We start from the raw sequence: 23,456 nt of genomic DNA on the forward strand, positions 1-23,456 counted from the left end.
GGTTCATAAATCAAGCTACCGGATTTTTGCATCCAAATTGTTTGATCTATGAACCAGTGCGTTTTGGCGTAGTACTACTTAGCGCAGGCTTTTCGAATAATCGAGGATATAATGAATGGTCTGCAGTTTTGGCTTTTTCTTTAAAAGATCCAAATCAGCGCGGATAGAACGATAGAATATCACATCGTCCGCATCCAGATTTTCATGTACCTCTGATTCTTTCACCTGGGCTTTGTTAGTGACCGCATTAAAAATTGATGTAAAGGTTTCACCCATAAGCTGTTGTTGTTTGAGATATAAAAATAACGAGAATTATTTAGTAATATTTTATGAAGATGAAAATTAAATGAAATTTTTTTCTCAGGTTAATTTATGCTTTATATGCATGGTTCAAATTAAGAATATTAACTCATTCTTTTTAAATCAGCATCTTCAACACGATTTTAAACGACATTATGCAACCTGATATTGTGAAATAACGCAAATAAAAAAAGCCGCTCTGTAAACAGGGCAGCTTGCAATATTTTGTACCGGTTTTAAAATTAGTTTTTTAAACTCATCTCTTTATTCTGCATCATTTTACGCAGGTTATTAAGTGCGTACCGCATACGGCCAAGGGCGGTATTAATGCTTACATCGGTAACATCGGCTATTTCTTTAAAGCTCATATCACCAAAGTGGCGCATAATCAATACCTCTTTTTGCTCGGATGGCAAAAGTTGTATAAGCGATTTCAAGTCCTTATGTGTTTGTTCGCGTACCAAACGGTCTTCGGCGCTTTCATCGTAATTTCCTAAAACTTCAAAAATGTCAAAGTCGTCGCCGTTACTCACCATAGGCGCACGTTTTTCACGGCGGAAATGGTCAATCACCAGGTTATGGCCAATACGGGTTACCCATGGTAAAAACTTACCTTCCTCGTTATATTTACCGGCTTTTAGCGTATTAATAACTTTAATAAACGTATCCTGGAAAATATCCTCGGCAAGGGCTTCGTCCTTAACAAGTAAATAAATAGAAGTGTAAATTTTTGACTGGTACCGCCTGATGAGTTCAACAAGGCCTGCCTCGTCGCCGGCAATGTACAGATGGATTAGATCCTGATCACTTTTCAATTGAAAATCCATAGAAAGCTACTAATAAACTAAATTAAATTTTTTGTCGTTATTAAAAGTAGAGTTCTATCTATAGCGTTTCTTTTTAGGGTTAAGAATAATTTTACCCTCAAATATAATAATCTTAAAAAATAAAAACAAATATTTTTTAACCAGGTATGTTGCGTTCGGCCAAATTTCTGTTTGTGTCAGCATATTGCAAACTCTTTTATTAATAACCCTTTATCCTTTACAATTACTAAAACCGATTTGGATAAGGCTAAAAATTTTAGGATTTTTGCAGCCGGAAAAATACATAATATCAATTGTGAATTTTTCCAAACTTATAAATATACTAACGGTTCAAATATCGGGCTTTACCGTTTAGACTGTTTGGTGCCGCCGGGGGTTTAACCGGCCATTAAACTTTTAATAGGGCAAGGCAACGAACCATGATCTAACAGCAGCAAATGATCAAAGAAGCAGAAAAAGATCCGCAGAAAAATATTATCATAAAAGGCGCCAGGGTACATAACCTTAAAAATATGGATGTGGCTATCCCCAAAAACAAGCTGGTTGTTATAACGGGCATGTCGGGTTCGGGTAAATCGTCGCTGGCGTTTGATACCCTGTATGCCGAAGGGCAGCGGCGTTACGTAGAAAGCCTGTCATCATACGCGCGCCAGTTTTTAGGCCGTATGAACAAGCCCGATGTTGACTATATAAAAGGGATTGCCCCGGCAATTGCTATTGAGCAAAAAGTTATTACCAGCAACCCGCGATCTACCGTGGGGACATCTACCGAGATATATGATTACCTGAAGCTGCTTTTTTCGCGCATAGGTAAAACTATATCGCCGGTATCAGGCGGTATCGTAAAAAAAGATTCGGTTACCGATGTGATCAATTTTATTACGGCCCTGCCCGATGAAACACAGGTAACCATACTATGCCCGCTGCACCCGCATAATAACCGCAGTATTAAAGAGGAATTAGCCGTTTTAATGCAAAAAGGTTTTGTAAGGGTTGAATTTAACGGGCAGGTATCGCGTATCGAATCGTTATTAGAGGATGAAACCATCGACGGTGCATCTATGGCGATGGATGAGGAAGCCGCCCCTGCTGCAAAAGGTAAAAGCAAAAAGCAAAAAGCAGAAAGCAACTCAACTCCCGAATCATCATTGCCTGCGGTTTCTGTAGTGCGGATTGTTATAGACCGTATTACCAAGAACGAGGAGGATGAAACCATCAGCCGCCTGGCCGACTCTATACAAACCGCGTTTTTTGAAGGAAAGGGCGATTGTTACGTACAATACCGCGAGCCGGATGCCGGGAAAGAAACCGAGCGTTTCTTCTGCGATCGTTTTGAACTGGATAATATCCGATTTGAAGAGCCTACGGCAAACTTTTTTAGCTTTAATAACCCTTATGGTGCCTGTAAAAAATGTGAGGGCTATGGCAAGGTAATTGGCATTGACGAGGACCTGGTTATTCCTGATAAAAGTAAAACCGTTTACGAGGGTGCTATTGCCCCCTGGCGCGGCGAGAAGATGCGCGAGTGGAATGATATGCTGGTGAAAAGCTCATTAAAGTTTGATTTTCCCATCCATCGCCAATATAACCAGCTTACCGAAGAGCAACAACGCTTGCTTTGGACCGGTAACCAATACTTCCGCGGGTTGGATGCTTTCTTTAAGGAAATGGAGGAGCAAACCTATAAGATCCAGTACCGTGTGCTATTATCCCGCTACCGGGGTAAAACTACCTGCCCCGAGTGTAAGGGCAGCAGGTTGCGTAAGGATGCATCGTACGTAAAAATTGCAGGCAGATCTATCACCGATGTGGTATTGATGCCACTGGATACCGCTCTTGATTTTTTTAGCAACATTCAGTTAAACGAAACGGATGCCAAAATTGGCAAACGCCTGCTGCTGGAAATAATAAACAGGCTGGTGTTTTTAAATAACGTAGGGTTAAGCTATTTAACGCTTAACCGATTGTCAAATACTTTATCAGGTGGCGAGTCGCAACGTATTAACCTGGCTACTTCTTTGGGGAGCAGTTTGGTAGGATCAATATATGTACTTGATGAGCCAAGCATTGGCCTGCACCCGCGCGATACCCAGCGTTTAATAACTGTGTTAAGATCATTACGGGATGTGGGCAACACTGTTTTGGTAGTAGAGCACGAAGAGGAAATAATGAAGGCCGCCGACCATATTATTGATATTGGCCCCGAAGCCGGTACGCATGGCGGTAACCTGATATTTACCGGTACGTACGACCAGATCATAGTTGACGATGACAGCCTTACAGGTAAATACCTGAGCGGCCGCGAAGAAATAGCCATCCCAAAAACACGCCGTAAATGGAGCGATTTTATTGAAATTAAAGGCGCGCGCGAAAATAACCTGAAACATGCCAACGCGAAGTTCCCACTTGGGGTGCTTACCGTAGTAACAGGTGTATCAGGCTCTGGTAAAACAAGTTTGGTTAAACGTATACTGGCGCCTGCCCTGCAAAAAACACTGGGTAATTACAGCGGCGACCAAAGCGGCGCGTTCGACAGCATAGAGGGTGATTACGCTAAGGTTGAACAGGTAGAGATCGTAGATCAGAACCCTATCGGGCGTTCATCGCGCTCAAACCCGGTTACCTATGTAAAAGCCTGGGACGAGATCCGTAACCTGTATGCCGCCCTGCCGGTTGCTAAGGCTGCGGGCTTAAAACCATCGGCATTCTCTTTTAACGTAGAGGGTGGCCGTTGCGACGTTTGCCAGGGCGAAGGCGAAGTGAAGATTGAGATGCAGTTTATGGCCGATATTTTCCTTACCTGCGAGGCTTGTAACGGCAAACGCTTTAAGCAACACATCCTTGATGTTACGTACAATGAAAAGAATGTATCCGAAGTTTTAGAAATGACCATTGACGAAGGGCTTGAGTTCTTCGCTAAAGAGCCAAAGATCATTGCTAAAATAAAACCGCTGGTTGATGTTGGTTTAGGTTATGTGCAGTTAGGGCAATCATCAAACACCTTATCGGGCGGCGAGGCGCAGCGTATTAAGCTGGCGTCCTTCCTGGTAAAGGGTAACAATACCCATAAAACATTATTTATTTTTGATGAGCCTACTACAGGTTTGCACTTTGCAGATATCAAGAAGCTGTTAAAATCATTCGATGCGTTGTTGGAGCATGGTAACACCATTATTGTAATTGAACATAATATGGATGTTATTAAATGCGCCGACTGGGTAATAGACATTGGCCCCGAAGGTGGCGACCGCGGCGGTAATGTTGTATTTGAAGGCACCCCCGAAAACCTGATCAAAGTAGAAGACAGCTATACCGGCAAGTTTTTAAAGGAGCGGTTTACCCCCTAAACACCTGAAGGGGAAACAGAATTTGAAAGGCGGTGAATTATCATCGCCTTTTTTAATCTCCGCCACCGCCACAACCGCTACAGCCGGAACTTGAACAACCCGAGCAGCCGCTGCCGCAACCACTATCTCCACCACCGTAATGCCCGCCATGCTGGCCGCCATGATGTGAATTGCAACCGCTTCCGGCTGTGCTGCAACCACCACCGGTTCTATCATCATCATTATTTTTCCACCTGTCAGGGTCCGATTCCCACTTGTACACAGCAATAATAATTACTGTAATTATACCAAGCATTAATATTGCTGATAGTATGGTGTCTGAAGCTTGTATGAAAATTGTAGAAGCAATAAACAGCATTAACAAAACCAAACTATAAACAGAAAACCGGGGTTTTTTAACCATCCAGTACCTGCCGGTATTTACGCGTTGAAAGTTGATGTCACTAAAGCGGGTATGGTTATCATGCCAGATATCTGATGGGGGCTGCTGCCCGAATTTTTCGGCATATAATTTTTGCGAGCCCGTATAAAAGCCATCAAACTTAGCGGCTTCCTGCTCGCCGCCTTTGGTTGGGTTATGGTGGATCTCACGGTTTAAGGTGTTCTTACAAAGGTCTGTCCAGTACGATCGGGTGAAAGTTAAATGCAGGTGCCATGCCTGGTCTACCGGGTCAGACGGGGTTACACCTTGTTGGGATACACAGCAAAGAAATATAAATTTCTTATACTCTTCCACAACCCGTTTAGCATAGCTTTTGGTCCAGCCATTCTCGCGGGCCAGCCTGTCCGAAAATTTAAAAGCGGATCCGGGTTCATCCAGTTCAAAGGCATGGATTTTTTGCCAAAGCTTTTGTTCGTTCAATTCCATGATTGGGTTTAAGCTGAGATATTTATTTAACTGAATTTGATATCGTTGACAAATAACCAAAACAATACTCAAATTTTGTTGCTTTAAATTAGTGTATTTTTCACTAATCAGCTTTTTAATATATGCAGAATGAAGATACGATCATACAGGCGTTCCGAAGATCAGATTTCCAAACAGCAAAACAATTGCTTGATAACGGGGAGTCGCTGCCCAAAACGATAGAAAAATTCGCTCTAAGCGATGCCATAAGGCAAATTGTTAACGCCCGGCGTTTTGAATACCTGGACCTGTTGATTGATAAAGGCTTAATAGAATTGGATATTTATGAGTACGATCGTTTTGACGGGACCATCATAGATCAGCTTTTTACCTCATTAAAAGATGAAGGAGCAGATCTGGAATGGTTTAAAGGCTTTTTATCAAAATTAACCAGTAAAAATGATGAGGTAAATAACCAAACGCTTTTGGGGTACGCCTTTGAAAAAGGCGCGAATCCCCCAATTATAAAAGCCCTTATTGACGCCGGTTGCGATACCTCATATAAGAACAACGCCGAAGAAAACTTTATAATGCGGGTTGTAAACACCTACACACCCGATACAGAAAAAAGCCTGGCCTATGTTGATCTGTTGATTGCCGAAGGCCTTGATGTTAATGCCCCCAATATTGTAAAGAAAACGCCTTTAATGGCTGCAGTGCAAAACACTAAAAAGCATTTTTTAGATGTGCTTTTAAACAACGGCGCCGAACCAAACCACGCTGATAATGAAGGTAAAACAGCTTTTTTTAATGCCGTGGTCGATCAGCAAAGTTATGCGGTTTATGATAAGCTTGCATCGTATGAAATGCCCGATTTTGACCTTCGCGATAAAAATGGGGAAACCTTGCTGACAGCTTATTTAAGGATGATTTACAACGAATCGGGCGATAACCTGAAACTACTTGAGCGCCTGATAGATGACGGTGCCGACATCAGGCAAACAGCACCATACTACGGGGGTGATAAATCGGTGATTGATTGGGTAGCCGAAAAAAGTTCAGGCGTATTGGAAATGGTGCTATCGAAAAATATAATAGATGTTAACGAGGCCGATAATAAAGGCAATACCATACTGCATAAGGTTTGTGCGATCAACGTAAATTACGAACAGGATAAGGCAAGGGAGATCTACAAAAAAGTTAAATTACTGCTTGCCGCCGGAGCCGATACCAAACTGTTGAACGACCAGGATAAAACAGCTGCCGACTTAGCCGGCGATGATAACCTGAAAGCAAAAACGGTTGAATTATTATTAACACACCAAGCCTAAATAATTAATACATGTCAATGTCTTTTATTGTTGCCTGCGAAAATGGTAACCGGAAAATAGCAGAACTGTTACTTGCAAACCATGAAGCGGATGTAAAATATACCGACGAAAGAGGCCGCACCGCTTTGCATTATGCAGCCCATAGAGGATATCTGGATCTGGTAAAGCAACTTGTTGAAGCGGGTGCCACTATCGATTATGAGGACCAGCGTGGCGAAACCCCGTTTTATTTCGCCTTACTACAAAAGCAAAAGCAAACCGCGTTGTACCTGCTGGAGCAAGGGGCTAAGACCGATATTAATGATTTTGCAGGGAATAGCTTGTTGCATTTAGTTGCAGTTTCGGGCCAGTTTGAAATGCTGCAAAAGCTAATAGAAAAAGGCCTGGATGTAAATGCAGTTAATAACGAGGCAGAAACGCCCTTATTGATAGCTTCTGCCTATAAAAATAAGCAAGCAGTTGAAGAGCTGCTGAAACATGGGGCTAATATAGAAGCATCTACCAAAGCAGGCGATACGGCTCTTATTTTGGCCATACGCAACAACAGCCTGCCTGTTATTGAAACCCTGCTAAAAGCAGGCGCCGATGTAAACCATGCAAATGACCGTGGCGAAACCGCCTTATTAATAGCTGCAATAGCCGGCAGCCGGGTCATTACCAAATTACTGATTGACCATAATGCCGATGTAACCACGGTTTCTAAAGAGGGGGTGTCGCCAATATGGTATGCCTGTGCCCATAACCAAAAAGAAATGGTAGCCATGTTTTTAGATAATGGTTTGGATGTTAACTACAGTAAACCGGGCACCAACGGCGATGATATGGGCTCGTACCTGGATTGGCTTGAATCTACTAACGGAGGGGCTGCTTCTGACAACGGGTACAACCTGTCGGGCAAGCAATACGGCGGCGAAACTTTATTGCATGTGGCGGCTAAGAACGGGCACCTGGCCATGATCAGGATGCTGTTGGAGAAAGGCGCTGATGTTAATAAGCAGGATGAATCCGGCAACACAGCGCTGCATTATGCCGCATCAAACGGTAAAAAGGACATTGTGACCGAACTGCTGCAAAAAGGGGCAGATGCAAACATTGTAAACGTAAAAGACCAGCGGGCCATTGATTATGCCAACGTAAAAGGGTTTAACGAAATAACGGCGCTTTTATTAAAATACGGCCCACAAGCAACGCAGCCAGCACAAATTACTGATGCTGCTGCAGAAACACCTCCGGATGCTCCTGCAGGTGGTATGGCATCCAAAAAACAAGCTTTGCTGGATATTAAAGAGTTGCTGGATGCCGGGATATTATCGCAGGATGAGTTTGATGCCGAAAAGAAAAAGATATTGGGTAATTAGTTAGGTTCAACACCTTGCGTTCGTCGAAGACGAGTGCAAGGTGAATAGTAGCTTCAACGTAAGTGAATGCGTTTTAAACTCTCCAATAACCTTTTTGCCCTGAAATAATTATATAATCCGGAAAAAGGAAGCGGGCCATCTCCTCTGCCTAAACTTGATATATTAAGATATATATCATTATCGTTAAATATGCAAGTAATTAATATGCTAAGCCCTGCAAATTTGGGTTCACGATAATAGGCTACAAGATTATCCAGCTCAACCGTTTTATTTAGACGTTTAAACTTTTTGGTTATTAAGTTATGTAACTCTACTTTATTGTTTGCGGCGTAACCGCCTCTAACCTTGACTAACGCATTTGAAAAATAGATGTTTGTAAAAAGCCACAAGGCAATAACGATCAATATTGTATAAGTAAGAAATAAAGAAATGTTTTGAGATAAACTATCAGTTGCAATTTTTAAAAAAATGTAACATACAAAAAGTGAAAATCCAACTGCAAGCAATAAAAACAAATAATCGAAGACATAACTGAAAGTAATTTTATATGCAAGCCTTTGTCTTTGGATGCTTTTAACAATATTAAGCGGGTAGAGGGTATTGGGCACGAGTTTAAATATGAATAACTATATCAGTTATATAAAGATGCGTGAAATTTACTTCAAAAAAAAGCCTCCCCAATCGGGAAGGCTTAATCTAAAATCGTACTTCTAAAATCTAAAATTAAGAAGCCATTTGCCTGCGGATGATGTTCAACGCGCCGCCTGCTTTAAACCACTCTATTTGCTGTGCATTGTAGGTGTGGTTTACCGGGAAGCTTTCTGTTGTACCATTTGCATGGTGCAATACTACGGTTAACTGTTTGCCCGGGGCAAAAGTGGTTAAGCCGGTAATATCAATAACATCGTCCTCTTGTATTTTCTCGTAATCGTTCACGTCTGCAAAGGTAATACCCAGCATACCTTGTTTTTTAAGGTTGGTTTCGTGGATACGGGCAAATGATTTTACCAGTATGGCACGTACACCTAAGTGGCGTGGTTCCATCGCAGCGTGCTCGCGTGATGAGCCTTCGCCATAGTTCTCGTCGCCAACAACAATAGTACCTATACCGGCAGCTTTGTAATCGCGCTGTGTGGCAGGTACCGGGCCGTATTCGCCGGTCAGTTCGTTCTTAACGCTGTCTGCAGTGTTGTTAAAGTAGTTGATGGCACCGATCAGCATATTGTTTGATATGTTATCCAGGTGACCGCGGAACTTCAACCATGGGCCGGCCATTGAGATATGGTCGGTAGTACATTTACCGCGTGCTTTGATCAATAATCTTAAGCCGGTAATGTCTGTGCCCTCCCATGGGGTAAACGGCTCCAGTAATTGTAAACGCGATGATGTTGGGCTCACAATAACCTCAACACGGCTGCCATCTTCGGCAGGCGCCTGGTAGCCGGCATCTTCAACCGCATAACCTTTTATCGGCATTTCAATACCTTCGGGCTCATCAAATTTAACCTGCTCGCCTGCTTTGTTAGTTAAGCTGTCGGTAAGCGGGTTAAAGGTAAGGTCGCCCGCAATAGCAAACGCAGTAACAATCTCCGGAGAGGCCACAAAAGCGTGTGTATTAGGGTTACCATCCTGGCGTTTAGCAAAGTTACGGTTAAACGATGTGATGATAGAGTTTTTACGGGTAGGGTCGTCTGTATGACGTGCCCACTGGCCAATACAAGGGCCGCAGGCATTAGCCAATACCACACCGCCCATAGCCTCGAAGGTACCTAAGTAACCATCGCGCTCAACGGTGTAACGTACCAGTTCAGAACCCGGTGTAATGGTAAACTCGGCTTTGGTAACCAGGTTTTTATCGATAGCCTGTTTAGCGATAGATGCAGAACGGGTGATGTCTTCGTATGATGAATTGGTACAAGAACCTATCAAACCAACCTCTAATTTAACAGGCCAGTTATTTTCTTTAACCGCTTGCGCGAATTTAGAGATAGGCCATGCCAGATCCGGAGTGAAAGGGCCGTTAACGTGCGGCTCAAGTTCAGATAAGTTGATCTCGATAACCTGGTCAAAATATTGCTCAGGGTTTGCGTAAACCTCATCATCGCCGGTTAAGTGTTCGGCAACAGCGTTAGCCAGTTCAGCAACTTCGGCACGTTTGGTACCGCTTAGGTAAGCAGCAATTTTTTCGTCGTAACCGAAGATAGAAGTGGTAGCACCAATTTCGGCACCCATGTTACAGATGGTACCTTTACCGGTTGCAGAAAGTGAACGTGCACCTTCGCCAAAATATTCAACAATAGCGCCGGTACCACCTTTTACGGTAAGGATACCTGCTACTTTCAAAATAACGTCTTTAGCTGATGTCCAGCCTGATAATTTACCTGTTAATTTAACACCGATCAGTTTAGGGAATTTTAGCTCCCATGGTAAACCTGCCATCACATCGCAGGCATCGGCACCGCCAACACCAATAGCCACCATACCCAAACCACCTGCATTAGGTGTGTGCGAGTCGGTACCTATCATCATACCACCCGGGAACGCGTAGTTCTCTAAAACAACCTGATGAATGATACCTGCACCGGCTTTCCAGAAACCGATACCGTATTTATCAGATACAGATGAAAGGAAATCGTAAACTTCGCGGTTTATATCAACCGCTGTATTTAAATCGGCAACAGCGCCAACTTTAGCTTGTATTAAGTGATCGCAATGTACGGTTGATGGTACTGCAACCTGCGGGCGGCCTGCCTGCATAAACTGCAATAGCGCCATTTGCGCGGTTGCATCCTGCATAGCCACACGGTCTGGTGCAAAATCAACGTAGTCGGTACCGCGTTCAAATGCTTTTTTAGCATCACCTTCACTTAGGTGAGCGTATAATATTTTTTCGGTTAAAGTAAGATGTTTACCGGTCGCTTTGCGGGCAGCATCCACGCGGGTGCTGTAGCGATCATAAACCTTTTTGATCATATCTAAATCAAAAGCCATAATGTTTGATTTTTAGTAGTAAAAGATGTTTAAATCCGCCTGATGGAGGACTTGCGGCGAATTTACAAAATATAAACTTTATTCACAGTCAGGGCTTTGTACAATTGTTATTTGGATATGTTCTAAATAAGGGTATTTGTTAAATAATGCCCAGGCTACTCACTATTCATACAAATCAACAAGAGCGATACGCCATTGCTTCATATTATGTTTGGCATCTTTAAAAAAGCATGTAGAAATATAGAGATATAATTAAATTATTAGTACTATTAATCTTCATCACTCAATTGCTAATATCTCATATCTTAGTTGTATGAATAGACTTATTTTGATAGGCAATGGGTTTGATTTAGCACATGGGCTTAAAACCTGCTATAAGGATTTTATTTATTGGTATATCCAAAAAAGTTTTGTAAAAGCCAACAACGACGGGATTTATAAAGATCGTTTAATCACTATTACCACTATAGGCCGTAAATTTAGCTATTATGAAGAGGAACAGCTTTTGCGATGGATAGATGAGTATCTTTCAAAAATAGAACATCCAAAGAGAAGGAAACCAGGGCTACGGGTCGGTTGGAGCGACAGTAAAAGGATAGATATGAGTCCTTTTGAAGTGCATTTTGAGTCGAACTTGTTAGAGCCTATTTTAAGTAGTTGCAACGTCTCAAACTGGGTAGATATCGAAGGTGAATACTATGAATTGTTGAAAGATATACTTGAAATGAAAGATACGGAAGCGCGGCAACCAGAATTAGTTAACTTAAATGAGTCACTTAGCTTTATTATTTCTCAATTAGAAGAATACTTGTCAACACTTCCAGTTGCTCCATTTTTAGAAGGGTATAAAACTATATTTTCATCAGCTATATCAGGAGGGGATTTATATCCTAAACGGTCTGAGAAATCAGTAAGTCCAAACCAGACTTATGTTCTTAATTTCAATTACACTAATACAGCAGAACAATATGTAAAGAGAATTAAAGTTTCGGGAACCGGCTTGTCGCCAGTACTGAACTATATACATGGCAAATTACAGGATATTGATAATGAATTGATCTTTGGTTTTGGAGACGAAACAGATAGTGCATATAAAAGAATGGAAGACGATATAAAGGTTAAAGGGTATTTTGATTACATTAAATCATTTTGGTATCTACGTACTGATAATTACAGATCGCTGGTAAATTTTTTAGATAGTGAAGACTACCAAGTATATGTGTTAGGGCATAGTTGCGGTTTGTCGGATCGGACGATGCTTCAAATGATTTTTGAACATCAAAAATGCAGGTCGATTAAAATATTTTTTCATGAACATAATAATGATGATAATTTCGTTAGCCTGACGCACGAAATTGCACGGCACTTTACAGATAAAGGGTTGATGAGAAAAAAAATAAAGTCTAAACGAGGATCCACTCCAATGCCACAACATGATGATCGCCATGCAGATCAACCTCTAAATTGATTTTAAATTTATCAGCTAAATCTTTTCTATCTCTCATATAGTGAGATAACCGACCGCCACCGCTTTAAATGTTAGAGGCGTTAAGCGTTTCAAAAGTATATCCCTCTTTACTAAAATGCTCTAAAACCAGTGGCAGCACATATTCTATTTTATGAAAGGCCTTTATGCTGTCATGAAACAATACAATAGAGCCATCCTGCACGTTTTTTAAAACGTTGTTGAGTGATTCATCGCGGTTAAGGGCTATGTCAAAATCGCCGCTCAGTACATCCCACATAATAATTTTAAGGTCGGGCCGGGCTTGTTTCAGCAGTTTTACCTGCTCCCTTTTAATACGCCCGTACGGCGGGCGAAACAGCGGGGTGTCCAAAATCTTATCGGCCTGTAAAAAATTCTCCAGGTAGGTTTGGTTATCCGTAGCCCAGCCTTTAAGATGGTTATAGGTATGGTTGCCTATGGCGTGGCCGCCTTTTTTTACCTCGTCAAATACATCAGGGTGCTTGCGTACATTGTCGCCTATGCAAAAGAATGTAGCTTTGGCATTGTGCTTTTTTAAAATATTTAATACAAACGGTGTAACAATGGGTATAGGGCCGTCGTCAAAAGTCAAATAAATGCAACGGGCACCTGGTTTAGTATCCCAAATTAATTGAGGGTACAGTTTTTTAAGCCACCAGGGAGTTTTTACCAGGTACATTCGTAAAACGTTTAAGTATTTTAAATTTTAACCAAATAAATTAGAGCTTGCAAAGTAATTACCGGTTACTTACAATTGTATACATTTAATTATGAAACTAAACTTACCCATCACAAAAGTAACTATTGCCTGCTTCATATTACTTTCAACAGTAAATTTTACCGTAAAAGCACAGGAGGTTATAACGCTGCAAAAGGCTATTGACCTTACGCTTGAGCGTAACTTAACTATAAAACAAGCACAGTTCAGCGAAGCACTATCAGAAGAAACCCTGAAGCAATCTAAATATAACCTGCTGCCAAATTTAACCGCAGGCCCGCAGGGGTCATTTAACTTTGGCCGTAATATTGACCCATCTACCAACCAGTTTACCAATCAGCGTATTTTTGCGATCAGCGGTAACCTTTCAACGCAGGTAACACTTTTTCAGGGAGGGCAGTTACGTAACCAGATCATCGAAAATAAATTATTACTGAGTGCCGATCGCAGTAACACCGCTAAAGTTAAAAACGATCTTATTTTAAATGTAGTTACCCAGTACCTGCAAATATTAACAAACCAGGATTTGGTTACTGCTGCAAAACAGCAAATTGATATTGCAAAAATAACGCTTGACAGGGCACAGAAAAACTTTGATGCGGGTAACCAAACCCAGGCCGATCTGTCGCAAGCTAAGGCTTCACAATCAACTGCCGACCTGAATTATACCACTGCCGAGAACCAACTGGAATTATCTATACTTACGCTTAAACAGTACATGGAGATGCCGCCGGCAACCAAAGTTGTTTTTGAGAAACCGGATATCAGCAAATTTAAAAATATAGCAACCGTGTTTGATCCTGAAGAGGTTTTGAAAACTGCAATGGCCGTTAACCCGGATGTATCACTTGCCGAAGCCAGGCAAAAGGCTGCTGAGCAGGATATTAAAGTTGCAAGGGGTAATTATTACCCGAGCGTAGTGCTGTTTGGACAGTTGGGAACAAATTACTCTGATGCACGCCGTTTACCCGGGCAGCCGTACCTTACCGGGAGAACTGATACCCTTGGTTATGTGCAAAACTCAACCACGCCTGTTGTAGCGCCAAATTTTGGGGTAACACCGCCGCTTAAATATCCATTAGGAAGGCAGTTGAGCGACAACTTTAACCAATCGGTAGGGATAACCTTGCAGATACCTATATTTAACCGTTTTACCGCCCGTACTGCAGTGCGTAAAGCCAAAATAACAAATGAAAATGCCATTGTAACAGCACAGCTGGCTCGTAATAACCTCAGCAAGATCATATACCAGGCGGTGTGGGATGTGCAAGCTTCACAGAAGAAGTACCAAAGTACCCTGCAAACGTATAATGCCAATAAAGACGCCTTTAATGTGATACAACAAAGGTACAATGTTGGCCTGGTGAACTCGCTTGATTATAACACCTCGTTAACCAACCTTAACAAATCGCAGTTTGATCTGATACAGGCAGAATACGAAGTGGTGTTCAGAAACAAAGTAATTGACTATTATCTCGGAAACCCTATAACACTTTAAACACAAAAACAATCCTGAAATCATCATGGGAAAAACTACTAAATATATTCTGATAGGCCTTGGGGCACTTATCGTACTGTTAATTATAGGTAAGGCCACAGGTATAATAGGCAAACCACAATTAACACAGGTTGCTGTTGAAAAAGCCGAAAGCCGCGACATTAACGAAACCGTATCTGCCAGTGGTAAAATTAAACCGCATATCGAGGTTAAAATAAGCCCCGAGGTATCAGGCGAGGTTGTTGAACTGCCTATAAAAGAAGGCGACGTGGTTAAAAAAGGCCAGTTATTATGTCGTATCCGCCCGGATATCTTAAAATCGGGCTATGACCGTGCCGTGGCTTCATACAATACACAAAAAGCAAGCGTAGGCAATTCGTCACAAATGCTAAAACAATCTGAAGCTACTTTTACCAACCAGGAATCGATATACAAACGCAGTAAAGAACTTTTTGATAAAAAGGTATTAACTGTTGCCGAGTTTGAAAAAGCGAAAGCTGATTACGACGGCGCCAAAGCAGCCCTGGAAGCGGCAAGGCAAAATGTTGTAGGTTCAAAATTTGGGTTAGAGCAATCACAGGCATCTGTTAAAGAAGCACAGGATAACCTTGCTAAAACAACTATCTACTCACCGGTTGATGGTGTGGTTTCAAAATTATCTATTGAGCAGGGCGAGCGTGTATTGGGTACCCAGCAGTTTGCCGGTACCGAGATCATGACCATATCTGACCTTACCAAAATGGATGTGAATGTTGACGTGAATGAGAATGACATTAACCGTATTGCTATAGGCAACCAATCTCAAATTGAGATAGACGCTTTTTTGGGTAAGAAATTTACCGGTGAAGTTATTGAGATAGGCAGCTCGGCAAACGTAGTGGGCACCAATGCCGACCAGGTTACCAACTTTACGGTAAAAGTGCGGATCACTGCACAATCATACATCGACCTACTGAAAAAGAATGCTGCAAACCATTCGCCTTTCCGCCCGGGATTAACCGCTACGGTTGATATAAATACTAACCATGTAAAGGCGCTATCGGTACCAATACAATCTGTTACCACCCGCGATGAGAAAAAGCCGGCATCAACAGGTGGCGACACGCAAAAGGATGATAAGAAAACTACGGCAACCCCTCCTTCAAAAGAATACGTATTTGTTTTGCAGGCTGGTAAAGTAAAACAGGTACAGGTTACTACCGGCATACAGGACGATACTTACATACAAATATTAAGCGGCCTTAAAGGTGGCGAAGAAGTGGTATCGGCGCCGTTTGCAGCTATATCAAAAACATTAAATGATGGTATGGTGGTTGAGAAGGTTGATAAATCGAAACTGTTTAATACCGACGCTAAGAAATAATCTTTTTTAGATTATTAAGAATAAAAGAGAGGACAACGGGCGAAAATCCCTTTGTCCTTTTTTGTTTTTTAGGGCGTTTTGAGGCGTTTCAGGGGCGGTTTTTGCCTAAATAAAGCTTGTAAAAAATACTTGATGATAATATTTATCCATTTAAAAATGGTGTCGCTACTTTGTCAGTTGGCTAAATTTTAAACATTTGATTATTAGGTTTTTATAAGTGCTCGCGGGTGTTCACGGCAGTGAACGTGAACACTTTGGCTGCCGTTTGCTTCGGCCAATTGTTTTAAACTGATTATCTCAGGCATTAGCTAAATGTTCCCTATAAACCTGCCTTTCTCCGTCTGAATAATATTTCATTAATTTGCACCATCGGGCAAACCAATTACCCGAGTGGGACATTACTAATTTAATGCTTAAGCAAACAAACAAAATTGCTGTTGTAGGCGGCGGAAGCTGGGCCACAGCTAATATTAAAATGCTTACCGATAACATTACCGAAAAAGAGATTTTTTGGTGGATGCGCAACGGTGAGGCAGTTCAGCACATTCGCGAATTTGGGCACAACCCTAATTATTTAAGTTCGGTTGAAATTAAAGTGCCGGCGCAAAACATCTCTACCGATCTCAAATCCATTATAAAGGAGGTTGATTTTATATTGCTTAATGTGCCGGCCGCATTTTTAAAGGAAGCTTTAAACGGTATAACCCCGGCAGATCTGAAAGACAAAAAAATTGTATCGGCTATAAAAGGTATAGTGCCGGATGAGAATAAGATCATAGGTGAGTTTTTAAATGAAAACTACGATGTTCCCTTTGATCATATACTGGTAATAAGCGGCCCCTGCCACGCCGAAGAGGTAGCCCTTGAGAAATTATCATACCTAACCATAGCATCACAAAATACAGCGCTTGCCGGTGTATTTGCCGCCATGTTGAGTACCCGTTATATTAAAACCATTGTCTCTGATGATATATACGGTACCGAGTACGGCGCCGTACTTAAAAACGTTTACGCTATTGCCAGTGGTATTTGCCATGGTGTAGGGTATGGCGATAACTTCCAGGCGGTGCTTATATCAAATGCCATACGCGAGCTGGAACGCTTTGTTGATGAGGTGCACCCTATTGACCGCGATATCAAAGAATCGGCCTACCTGGGCGATCTGCTGGTTACCGCTTACTCGCAGTTTAGCCGTAACCGCACTTTTGGAAATATGATAGGAAAGGGCTATACCGTAAAATCGGCCCAGCTGGAGATGAATATGATTGCTGAAGGATATTATGCAGTAAATTGCCTACACCAGGTAAACAGGCAGTACAATGTAGATATGCCCATTTGTGAGGCTGTTTACGCTATTTTATATAAGAAGAGCCCACCGGTAATAGAAATGCAGAAACTGGCAGAGAAATTGAGTTAATTATAGCAATTAACTAAACAAATCTTCCAAAAAGATGAAAAAGCTATTTAAATCGACCATGTTTGCTGCCTCGTTATTCGCAGCATCATCGGCTTTCGCACAAGCGCATAAAGATACTACACTTGGCCAAAAGGTTGGCACAACGGCTAAAAAGGGATGGCATGCCACTAAAAAGGCTGCAAGTACCGTAGGTAATAAAACCGCCGAGGTTGCTTCAAAAGGAGCATCGGCAGTAACCGATAAAAAATACGCCGAAAAGGTAGGTCCACAAGGACAAACTATTTACATTGATAAAAATTCATATTACTATTATGTAAATAAAAAGGGGCATCATATTTATGTTCCAAAAGCAAAACTGGTTGATAAGCCGGTTAAATAACATAAAATTTAAAAGCATCCGTTAACTAACGGATGCTTTTTTTATTACCTTAATGCAATGAAAAAATACGCTTTAGTTATTATAGCGCTATCGGGAGTGATAATGCTGATGTCGGCTTGTGGAAACGAGAAAAGAGAATCAAACCCTAAATTGGTTGGCAGCTGGAAATCAAAGAACAGCGAAACATCATTAAAAATAACCGATAAGAAATTTATTATGGATGGTGATGAGCAAAGCGCTGAGGATTACTTTACTAAAGGCGATACTATTTTCACCTCGTTTGAAGGCAATCAGCCTTATACCAGATTTGTGATAAAAAAGCTGGATGAGAAAACCCTTAACTTGGTGTATCCGGATTCTGTTTTAGTTGAATTTGCCCGTTAAAACAAAAACCTCCCGGATGATAAACAAACGAGAGGCTTTGTAAACAAAACTAAACTAAAACTATGCTTCCGGTTAACTACTCCGAAAGCTCTTATGAAAACTAACTAAACTAAAATCTTCTGCGTCGTTCAGGGCGTTCTTCGCGGGTTTTGCCGGAGAAATCACGGAACCCGCCACCGCTGTTGCCACCGCCGCTGTTCCTGTCCCTGTTAAAACCACCTTCACGGCGTCCGCCGCCACGGTAACCACCGCCGCCTTCGCGCCTTTGGTAACCACCTTCACGTCTTTCGCCGCCGCTTCTTGGGCTGCTGGTGCCTTCGCCAGATACTTCTATCCTAACTTCGCGGCCTTTAAACTCAACGCCTTTAAAGTTATTCATTACCTGTTCAACATCGCCGTTGTTTACTTCAAAGAATGAGTAAACACCTTTAACATCAATTTTACCAACGGTGCGCCCGCTTATTTTAGAGTTGTTGCAAATATAACCCAGCAAATCGCCGCGGTTAAACTCATCAACACTACCTAAGTTGATAAACAAACGTGTATATTCTGATTTGCCACCTGAATCGCGCATGCCGCGTTCGCCTCTTTCACCATCTCTGCGGAAATCATCTGCAGGGGCGTTAAGGTCTGGTGCATTCTGATAATAATCTAAAAAGCGGTTAAACTCTAATGATGCAAAACGTTTAATTACATCCTCTTTGCTTAACTCGGCAAATTCATCCATAATACGCGGGATGTATTGCTCAATTTGTGTTTCGTTAACTTCTACCTTATGCACTTTATGTATAAGGGCAAAAAGTTGTTTTTCGCAAACATCAAAACCTGTAGGTATTTCGGCTTTTACAAACTTTTTACCAATTACACGTTCTATCTGGCGAATTTTACCAAGCTCTTTACTGTTGATGATAGCGATAGATACCCCCATTTTACCGGCACGTGCTGTACGGCCGCTACGGTGGGTGTAGTTTTCTATCTCATCAGGTAAGCTATAGTTAATAACGTGCGTAACATCATTAACATCAATACCACGTGCGGCAACATCGGTAGCAATTAATAATTGCAGGCTGCGTTCGCGGTAGCGTTTCATTACCTTATCGCGCTGTTGCTGTGAAAGGTCGCCATGTAAAGCATCGGCATTGTAACCGTCTTTAATAAGTGATTCAGCAATTTCCTGAGTTTCTATTTTGGTACGGCAAAATACGATACCGAAGATCTCGGGGTTGTTATCAACAATGCGTTTAAAGGCTGCATATTTATCACGGGCACGTACAACGTAGTACTCGTGTTCTATATTAACATTACCTGTGTTTTTTTCGCCCATGGTTAACTCAAAAGGGTTATCCATGTATTTTTTAGCGATCCTTCTAACCTCAGAAGGCATAGTAGCTGAGAACAGCCAGGTTTTTTTCTCGTCCGGAGTGGTGGATAAAATACTGTCAATGTCTTCCTGGAAGCCCATGTTGAGCATCTCATCAGCCTCATCCAATACTACGAACCTAACCTGCGAAAAATTGATCGCCTTACGGTTAATAATGTCAAGCATACGCCCCGGGGTAGCAACAACAATCTGTACACCACGTTTAATTTGGCGTAGTTGATCCTGAATGCTTGCACCACCGTAAACGGCAACAACATTAACGTTGTTCATGTGCTTGGCGTAGTTCTTAATGTCGTTCGTGATCTGTAAACAAAGTTCACGTGTTGGGCATAAAACAAGCGCCTGCGGATGATTTTCTTCGAAATCGAGCAGTTCTAATAGCGGCAGTCCAAAAGCAGCTGTTTTACCGGTCCCTGTTTGGGCTAATCCGACAAAATCGTTGCTGCCTGTTAACAATACCGGAATTGACTGTTCCTGGATTGGTGTAGGATTTTCAAATCCTAACTCAGAGATGGCATTAACAATATCATGACGGATTCCCAGATTAATAAATGGGTTCATGAATTAAAATAACGTATTTGACTACATCGTCAAATCGGGTGCAAAAGTACAATTAATTAATTATATTTCAAATACTGATTTTAAAATTTGTAAAACTGGTAAATTTATAGACTAGATTTATTGTAAGTTGCTAAAAATCAACATAGTTTTTATGGCAATGATTTTAGTTTTTGTTTGCTTTTTGAACCGCATGCTGTTTTTGATTATTATTATAAAGCGTTAAAGATTGTTAATTGCCTTTATAAAAATGATGACAGATCAGCTATGAATTTATATCTTTAGCTATTGACAAATACCACACTAAATGAAAAAGTTAAAACCATTTATCACCTCAATAATTCTCTTATTAACGGTATCCGTTTGTTTTGCCCAAAGCTTTGAAAAAGACATGGATACTACCCAATATGGCCGTAATAAAACTGTGGGTAAATATGCCGATATACAGGGCATTAAAATGTATTATGAAGTTTATGGTAAAGGCGAGCCTTTGCTGATCATTCACGGCAATGGGGGTTCTATCAAAAACTTTGTTTACCAGATACCTTACTTCGCAAAAAAATACCAGGTGATATTGGCCGATAGCCGCGCGCAGGGCAAAACTGTAGATCATACCGATTCGCTGACGTATGAAATGATCAGCGATGACCTTAACGGATTGCTCGATCATCTGAAAATAAAGAACGCCAACGTAATAGGCTGGAGCGATGGTGGGATAGAAGGGTTATTGCTGGCCATGAACCATCCCGATAAGGTTAAAAAACTGGCTGTTACCGGCGCCAACCTTTGGCCTGATAGCACAGCGGTTGATCCGTTTGTGTATAAAATGATCATGGATATCAATATTAAAGGAGCAGACTCTTTAAAACGGATGAAGAACCCTACTCCCGAGATGAAAAATCAGTTGAAGCTGATGCACCTGTTATCATACGAGCCGCATATTAAACTGGAGGCCCTAAAGAAAATAACCTGCCCAACCCTGGTAATAGGTGGCGACCATGATGTAATAGTGACTAAACACACCGTAGCAATAGCCGAAGCGATCACCAATTCATATCTGTGGATCCTGCCAAACTCGGGCCATGCAACACCGGTAGTTTATAAGGATATGTTTAACCAGGTAGTAGGCGACTTTTTTGCCAAACCATTCAGAAAAATAGATAAGACGGGAAGGTTCAGGTAAGTTGAATATTCGGTGTAAAATACCTGATAAGTAAGGTGTTTTAACGGTGTTGAGGAGTGTTATTTCATCGGAGATTTATAAAAAATCTCTGTTATGAAAAAGCCAACCCTATTGCTGCTGTGTGTTTTTATATTCCCTATTACCGCGCTTTGTCAAAAGTTGAGTGTTGAGAAAAACGACCTATCCATAAACAGGCAATCAACAAAGCAATTGCACAAAATTCATGTATATCTTAAGGATGTTAAACCGGGTAAAAAATTTGAATTAAAAACTTTTGAGACCAATTCAGGCTCTGCAGCAAGAGGAGTTGATTATAAACTTACCAGCCCTGTCAATCAAGATATAACTGATGTAGCAACAATTGATATTGATGTACTTGAAGATAACGGACAAAAACGGCCTAAGTCAGTTATATTTAAATTGCAAATTGAGTCAGGTGGCGAAACTTTCATGGTTTTAACAGATTCATTGATTATAAAACCGGCTTCAATTAAACCTCCGGAAAAAGGTAAATGGGCGTCTCAACCGCTTGAATTGAAAGACATTGATTCTTCAAGGTTTACCATACTTACTGCCGGAAGTTTGAATTTTTTTGGAAACTCTTTTTTCTCTAAGTATGTTGGCCAATTAGATGTGAGAATGCCGAGCTTGCATAACCGGTGGGGGGCTAATGCCGGCGTATTCACAAAAAGTTTTTATACAGATTCTGTTTATACAGGTAGAGGTGTTTTTAATATTAAAAAGTTAAATGATACGATATACTATGCTCAAAATACTTATTACAGATTCGCAAAAAAAGAATTTAACACAGTAGGGGCCTATTTTAACCCTACCTATTTAATAGCAAATAATGATCGTAATAAAGCAAGCTTAAGAATATATATTAATGCAAGTTTTGAAGTTTTATGGAATTCAATAAAAACAACTTTTAATAATTATAAGCTTGTCGACTCTGTAAATGTAAAATATAATGACATGGTAACCAGGGAAGATGCACTTGAGCCGAAAAACCCCAGAATAAAACCTGTTAATTCATTTGCAAATGAACATTACATAACTGGCTATTATGGAATTGGCCCACAGTTGGTTTACCAGAAAAGTGATTTATTAAATCTTAATGTTTTATTTTTAACAGGGGGTTCTATAACTGGGGGCGATAATAATTACGGCCCAAATCCTTCTAATTTTTACAAAGGCCCAATCCCTAATAAGTTTTTCTATCTGGCAAAAGGAGTGGTCACAGAAAAAGTTACAAAATTAAATGCAACCATAGGAGTAGAGGTAAGAGGCTTTTATCCTAATAATTCGGCAATGACGGCCTACCTCGGTTTTTTAATTTCGCCTGCCGATTTTTTTAAGAAATAAGATATTACCTTAATCTGTCAGCCGACTTTACGAGCTTCTCATCCCTTTGAATTGCTTTAACGGCAAAAATGATCAAGATAATACTCAGAGAGGTTAAAAACAGGCCTATGCCCATATTACGGTACTCTAAAGTAATAGGGCCAACCACTTTTTTAACGGTTTGCGCCATCCAAAAGCTATAGCCTATTAATACTAAAATGGCAATATAACTGATAGTGATTTGCTGTTTGCGGTTCTTATAAAGAAATATCACTGCCAGAGGTATTAATGCAGCAATAACGGTAATGATGGTAAGTGGCAGAAACGCCTGGATCTGTTGGTCCTGCCCGTTTATAATTTCATAAACACCGAGTACAGATACATTTACCAGTTTGCCATCCACATAAATATTATGTGCAAGCGGGAAAACAAACAGCGCGAAAAGTACTAAAGAGGCGAACAAAAGGTATATGGATTGGATTCTTTGTAGCATTTTTTATGATTGTATATTGAAGCAAAGATAAATGCTTTTTGATTACTTTTATTTTCAATTTATATGAAAATAGATTTACTAAATAATGCCATAAGCCTTGTTAATGAATTTGGGGTTGGTAAAAAACATTCACCATTGTCCACCTGATTTACAGAGGTTGAAATATTAACAGATGGACGACTTTTAGTCTGTGAAGATTACTTTGAATTTAACTACCAGGATAAATCGAATTTGTATTGTTTAAGTAGAGC

At 41.0% G+C, this 23,456-nt stretch carries 19 protein-coding genes; 11 read left to right on the top strand and 8 right to left on the bottom strand.

What is annotated here, in order from left to right:
• Positions 1-78 precede the first annotated feature (78 nt).
• Positions 79-225: a hypothetical protein gene (locus IDJ75_RS11685; protein WP_191175798.1), complete on the bottom strand. Its 147-nt coding sequence runs from the start codon at positions 223-225 to the stop codon at positions 79-81.
• 317 nt (positions 226-542) lie between these two features.
• Entirely contained in the window at positions 543-1,127 is a 585-nt protein-coding gene (locus IDJ75_RS11690) for an RNA polymerase sigma factor (RefSeq protein WP_191175799.1), read from the bottom strand.
• Positions 1,128-1,564: 437 nt separating this feature from the next.
• Between IDJ75_RS11690 and uvrA the strand changes: the two genes are divergently transcribed.
• On the top strand, positions 1,565-4,474 hold the full coding sequence (uvrA, locus tag IDJ75_RS11695) for an excinuclease ABC subunit UvrA (protein ID WP_191175800.1): 2,910 nt from the start codon (positions 1,565-1,567) through the stop codon (positions 4,472-4,474).
• A 52-nt stretch (positions 4,475-4,526) separates the two neighbouring features.
• Here the strand turns inward: uvrA and IDJ75_RS11700 are convergent, their stop codons facing one another.
• Positions 4,527-5,342: a glycine-rich domain-containing protein gene (locus tag IDJ75_RS11700; protein WP_191176138.1), complete on the bottom strand. Its 816-nt coding sequence runs from the start codon at positions 5,340-5,342 to the stop codon at positions 4,527-4,529.
• A gap of 122 nt (positions 5,343-5,464) precedes the next feature.
• Here IDJ75_RS11700 and IDJ75_RS11705 point away from each other — a divergent pair, with 122 nt between their 5' ends.
• Together IDJ75_RS11705 and IDJ75_RS11710 are read left to right on the top strand one after the other, a co-directional pair.
• Positions 5,465-6,652 carry an ankyrin repeat domain-containing protein gene (locus tag IDJ75_RS11705; protein ID WP_191175801.1) on the top strand — a complete coding sequence of 396 codons (1,188 nt, stop codon included), beginning with the start codon at positions 5,465-5,467 and terminating at the stop codon, positions 6,650-6,652.
• A 17-nt stretch (positions 6,653-6,669) separates the two neighbouring features.
• Entirely contained in the window at positions 6,670-8,010 is a 1,341-nt protein-coding gene (locus tag IDJ75_RS11710) for an ankyrin repeat domain-containing protein (RefSeq protein ID WP_224746570.1), read from the top strand.
• A gap of 53 nt (positions 8,011-8,063) precedes the next feature.
• Here the strand turns inward: IDJ75_RS11710 and IDJ75_RS11715 are convergent, their stop codons facing one another.
• Both IDJ75_RS11715 and IDJ75_RS11720 read right to left on the bottom strand, forming a co-directional pair.
• Positions 8,064-8,618, bottom strand: a complete 555-nt coding sequence (locus IDJ75_RS11715) for a hypothetical protein (RefSeq protein ID WP_191175803.1) — start codon at positions 8,616-8,618, stop codon at positions 8,064-8,066.
• Positions 8,619-8,733: 115 nt separating this feature from the next.
• Positions 8,734-11,001 (bottom strand): aconitate hydratase, encoded by a 2,268-nt coding sequence (locus IDJ75_RS11720; protein WP_191175804.1) that lies wholly within the window; start codon positions 10,999-11,001, stop codon positions 8,734-8,736.
• Positions 11,002-11,314: 313 nt separating this feature from the next.
• On the opposite strand from IDJ75_RS11720, the gene IDJ75_RS11725 reads away from it, so the two are divergent.
• Positions 11,315-12,469 carry an AbiH family protein gene (locus tag IDJ75_RS11725; protein WP_191175805.1) on the top strand — a complete coding sequence of 385 codons (1,155 nt, stop codon included), beginning with the start codon at positions 11,315-11,317 and terminating at the stop codon, positions 12,467-12,469.
• A 64-nt stretch (positions 12,470-12,533) separates the two neighbouring features.
• On the opposite strand, the gene IDJ75_RS11730 is transcribed toward IDJ75_RS11725, so the two are convergent.
• Positions 12,534-13,166 carry a polysaccharide deacetylase family protein gene (locus IDJ75_RS11730; protein ID WP_191175806.1) on the bottom strand — a complete coding sequence of 211 codons (633 nt, stop codon included), beginning with the start codon at positions 13,164-13,166 and terminating at the stop codon, positions 12,534-12,536.
• A gap of 91 nt (positions 13,167-13,257) precedes the next feature.
• Between IDJ75_RS11730 and IDJ75_RS11735 the strand changes: the two genes are divergently transcribed.
• The 5 genes from IDJ75_RS11735 (at position 13,258) to IDJ75_RS11755 (ending at position 18,246) form a co-directional block, all read left to right on the top strand.
• Complete coding sequence (locus IDJ75_RS11735) at positions 13,258-14,703, top strand: TolC family protein (RefSeq protein ID WP_191175807.1); 1,446 nt, start codon at positions 13,258-13,260, stop codon at positions 14,701-14,703.
• A 25-nt stretch (positions 14,704-14,728) separates the two neighbouring features.
• Positions 14,729-16,066: an efflux RND transporter periplasmic adaptor subunit gene (locus IDJ75_RS11740; RefSeq protein WP_191175808.1), complete on the top strand. Its 1,338-nt coding sequence runs from the start codon at positions 14,729-14,731 to the stop codon at positions 16,064-16,066.
• A gap of 409 nt (positions 16,067-16,475) precedes the next feature.
• The gene (locus IDJ75_RS11745) at positions 16,476-17,483 is read left to right on the top strand and encodes an NAD(P)H-dependent glycerol-3-phosphate dehydrogenase (RefSeq protein WP_191175809.1); all 1,008 of its coding nucleotides are present in this window, start codon (positions 16,476-16,478) and stop codon (positions 17,481-17,483) included.
• 34 nt (positions 17,484-17,517) lie between these two features.
• Positions 17,518-17,862: a hypothetical protein gene (locus IDJ75_RS11750; protein ID WP_224746571.1), complete on the top strand. Its 345-nt coding sequence runs from the start codon at positions 17,518-17,520 to the stop codon at positions 17,860-17,862.
• A 57-nt stretch (positions 17,863-17,919) separates the two neighbouring features.
• Positions 17,920-18,246 (top strand): hypothetical protein, encoded by a 327-nt coding sequence (locus IDJ75_RS11755; protein ID WP_191175810.1) that lies wholly within the window; start codon positions 17,920-17,922, stop codon positions 18,244-18,246.
• A gap of 109 nt (positions 18,247-18,355) precedes the next feature.
• Here the strand turns inward: IDJ75_RS11755 and IDJ75_RS11760 are convergent, their stop codons facing one another.
• Complete coding sequence (locus IDJ75_RS11760; RefSeq protein ID WP_191175811.1) at positions 18,356-20,188, bottom strand: DEAD/DEAH box helicase; 1,833 nt, start codon at positions 20,186-20,188, stop codon at positions 18,356-18,358.
• A gap of 304 nt (positions 20,189-20,492) precedes the next feature.
• Between IDJ75_RS11760 and IDJ75_RS11765 the strand changes: the two genes are divergently transcribed.
• Together IDJ75_RS11765 and IDJ75_RS11770 are read left to right on the top strand one after the other, a co-directional pair.
• Positions 20,493-21,368, top strand: a complete 876-nt coding sequence (locus IDJ75_RS11765) for an alpha/beta fold hydrolase (protein WP_191175812.1) — start codon at positions 20,493-20,495, stop codon at positions 21,366-21,368.
• A 93-nt stretch (positions 21,369-21,461) separates the two neighbouring features.
• Complete coding sequence (locus IDJ75_RS11770) at positions 21,462-22,733, top strand: hypothetical protein (protein WP_191175813.1); 1,272 nt, start codon at positions 21,462-21,464, stop codon at positions 22,731-22,733.
• 4 nt (positions 22,734-22,737) lie between these two features.
• Here IDJ75_RS11770 and IDJ75_RS11775 read toward each other — a convergent pair whose 3' ends face one another.
• On the bottom strand, positions 22,738-23,205 hold the full coding sequence (locus IDJ75_RS11775) for a DUF4293 domain-containing protein (protein WP_191175814.1): 468 nt from the start codon (positions 23,203-23,205) through the stop codon (positions 22,738-22,740).
• Between the last annotated feature and the right edge of the window lie 251 nt (positions 23,206-23,456).

This window comes from Mucilaginibacter rigui, from assembly GCF_014773275.1.
Classification (GTDB): Bacteria; Bacteroidota; Bacteroidia; order Sphingobacteriales; family Sphingobacteriaceae; genus Mucilaginibacter; species Mucilaginibacter rigui_A.

What these genes read in the sequence shown, in the direction of transcription:
- IDJ75_RS11690 (WP_191175799.1), bottom strand. Translation starts at nt 1,127, where the DNA reads ATGGATTTTCAATTGAAAAGTGATCAGGATCTAATCCATCTGTACATT.
- uvrA (WP_191175800.1), top strand. Translation starts at nt 1,565, where the DNA reads ATGATCAAAGAAGCAGAAAAAGATCCGCAGAAAAATATTATCATAAAA.
- IDJ75_RS11700 (WP_191176138.1), bottom strand. Translation starts at nt 5,342, where the DNA reads ATGGAATTGAACGAACAAAAGCTTTGGCAAAAAATCCATGCCTTTGAA.
- IDJ75_RS11705 (WP_191175801.1), top strand. Translation starts at nt 5,465, where the DNA reads ATGCAGAATGAAGATACGATCATACAGGCGTTCCGAAGATCAGATTTC.
- IDJ75_RS11710 (WP_224746570.1), top strand. Translation starts at nt 6,670, where the DNA reads ATGTCTTTTATTGTTGCCTGCGAAAATGGTAACCGGAAAATAGCAGAA.
- IDJ75_RS11720 (WP_191175804.1), bottom strand. Translation starts at nt 11,001, where the DNA reads ATGGCTTTTGATTTAGATATGATCAAAAAGGTTTATGATCGCTACAGC.
- IDJ75_RS11725 (WP_191175805.1), top strand. Translation starts at nt 11,315, where the DNA reads ATGAATAGACTTATTTTGATAGGCAATGGGTTTGATTTAGCACATGGG.
- IDJ75_RS11730 (WP_191175806.1), bottom strand. Translation starts at nt 13,166, where the DNA reads ATGTACCTGGTAAAAACTCCCTGGTGGCTTAAAAAACTGTACCCTCAA.
- IDJ75_RS11735 (WP_191175807.1), top strand. Translation starts at nt 13,258, where the DNA reads ATGAAACTAAACTTACCCATCACAAAAGTAACTATTGCCTGCTTCATA.
- IDJ75_RS11740 (WP_191175808.1), top strand. Translation starts at nt 14,729, where the DNA reads ATGGGAAAAACTACTAAATATATTCTGATAGGCCTTGGGGCACTTATC.
- IDJ75_RS11745 (WP_191175809.1), top strand. Translation starts at nt 16,476, where the DNA reads ATGCTTAAGCAAACAAACAAAATTGCTGTTGTAGGCGGCGGAAGCTGG.
- IDJ75_RS11750 (WP_224746571.1), top strand. Translation starts at nt 17,518, where the DNA reads ATGAAAAAGCTATTTAAATCGACCATGTTTGCTGCCTCGTTATTCGCA.
- IDJ75_RS11755 (WP_191175810.1), top strand. Translation starts at nt 17,920, where the DNA reads ATGAAAAAATACGCTTTAGTTATTATAGCGCTATCGGGAGTGATAATG.
- IDJ75_RS11760 (WP_191175811.1), bottom strand. Translation starts at nt 20,188, where the DNA reads ATGAACCCATTTATTAATCTGGGAATCCGTCATGATATTGTTAATGCC.
- IDJ75_RS11765 (WP_191175812.1), top strand. Translation starts at nt 20,493, where the DNA reads ATGAAAAAGTTAAAACCATTTATCACCTCAATAATTCTCTTATTAACG.
- IDJ75_RS11770 (WP_191175813.1), top strand. Translation starts at nt 21,462, where the DNA reads ATGAAAAAGCCAACCCTATTGCTGCTGTGTGTTTTTATATTCCCTATT.
- IDJ75_RS11775 (WP_191175814.1), bottom strand. Translation starts at nt 23,205, where the DNA reads ATGCTACAAAGAATCCAATCCATATACCTTTTGTTCGCCTCTTTAGTA.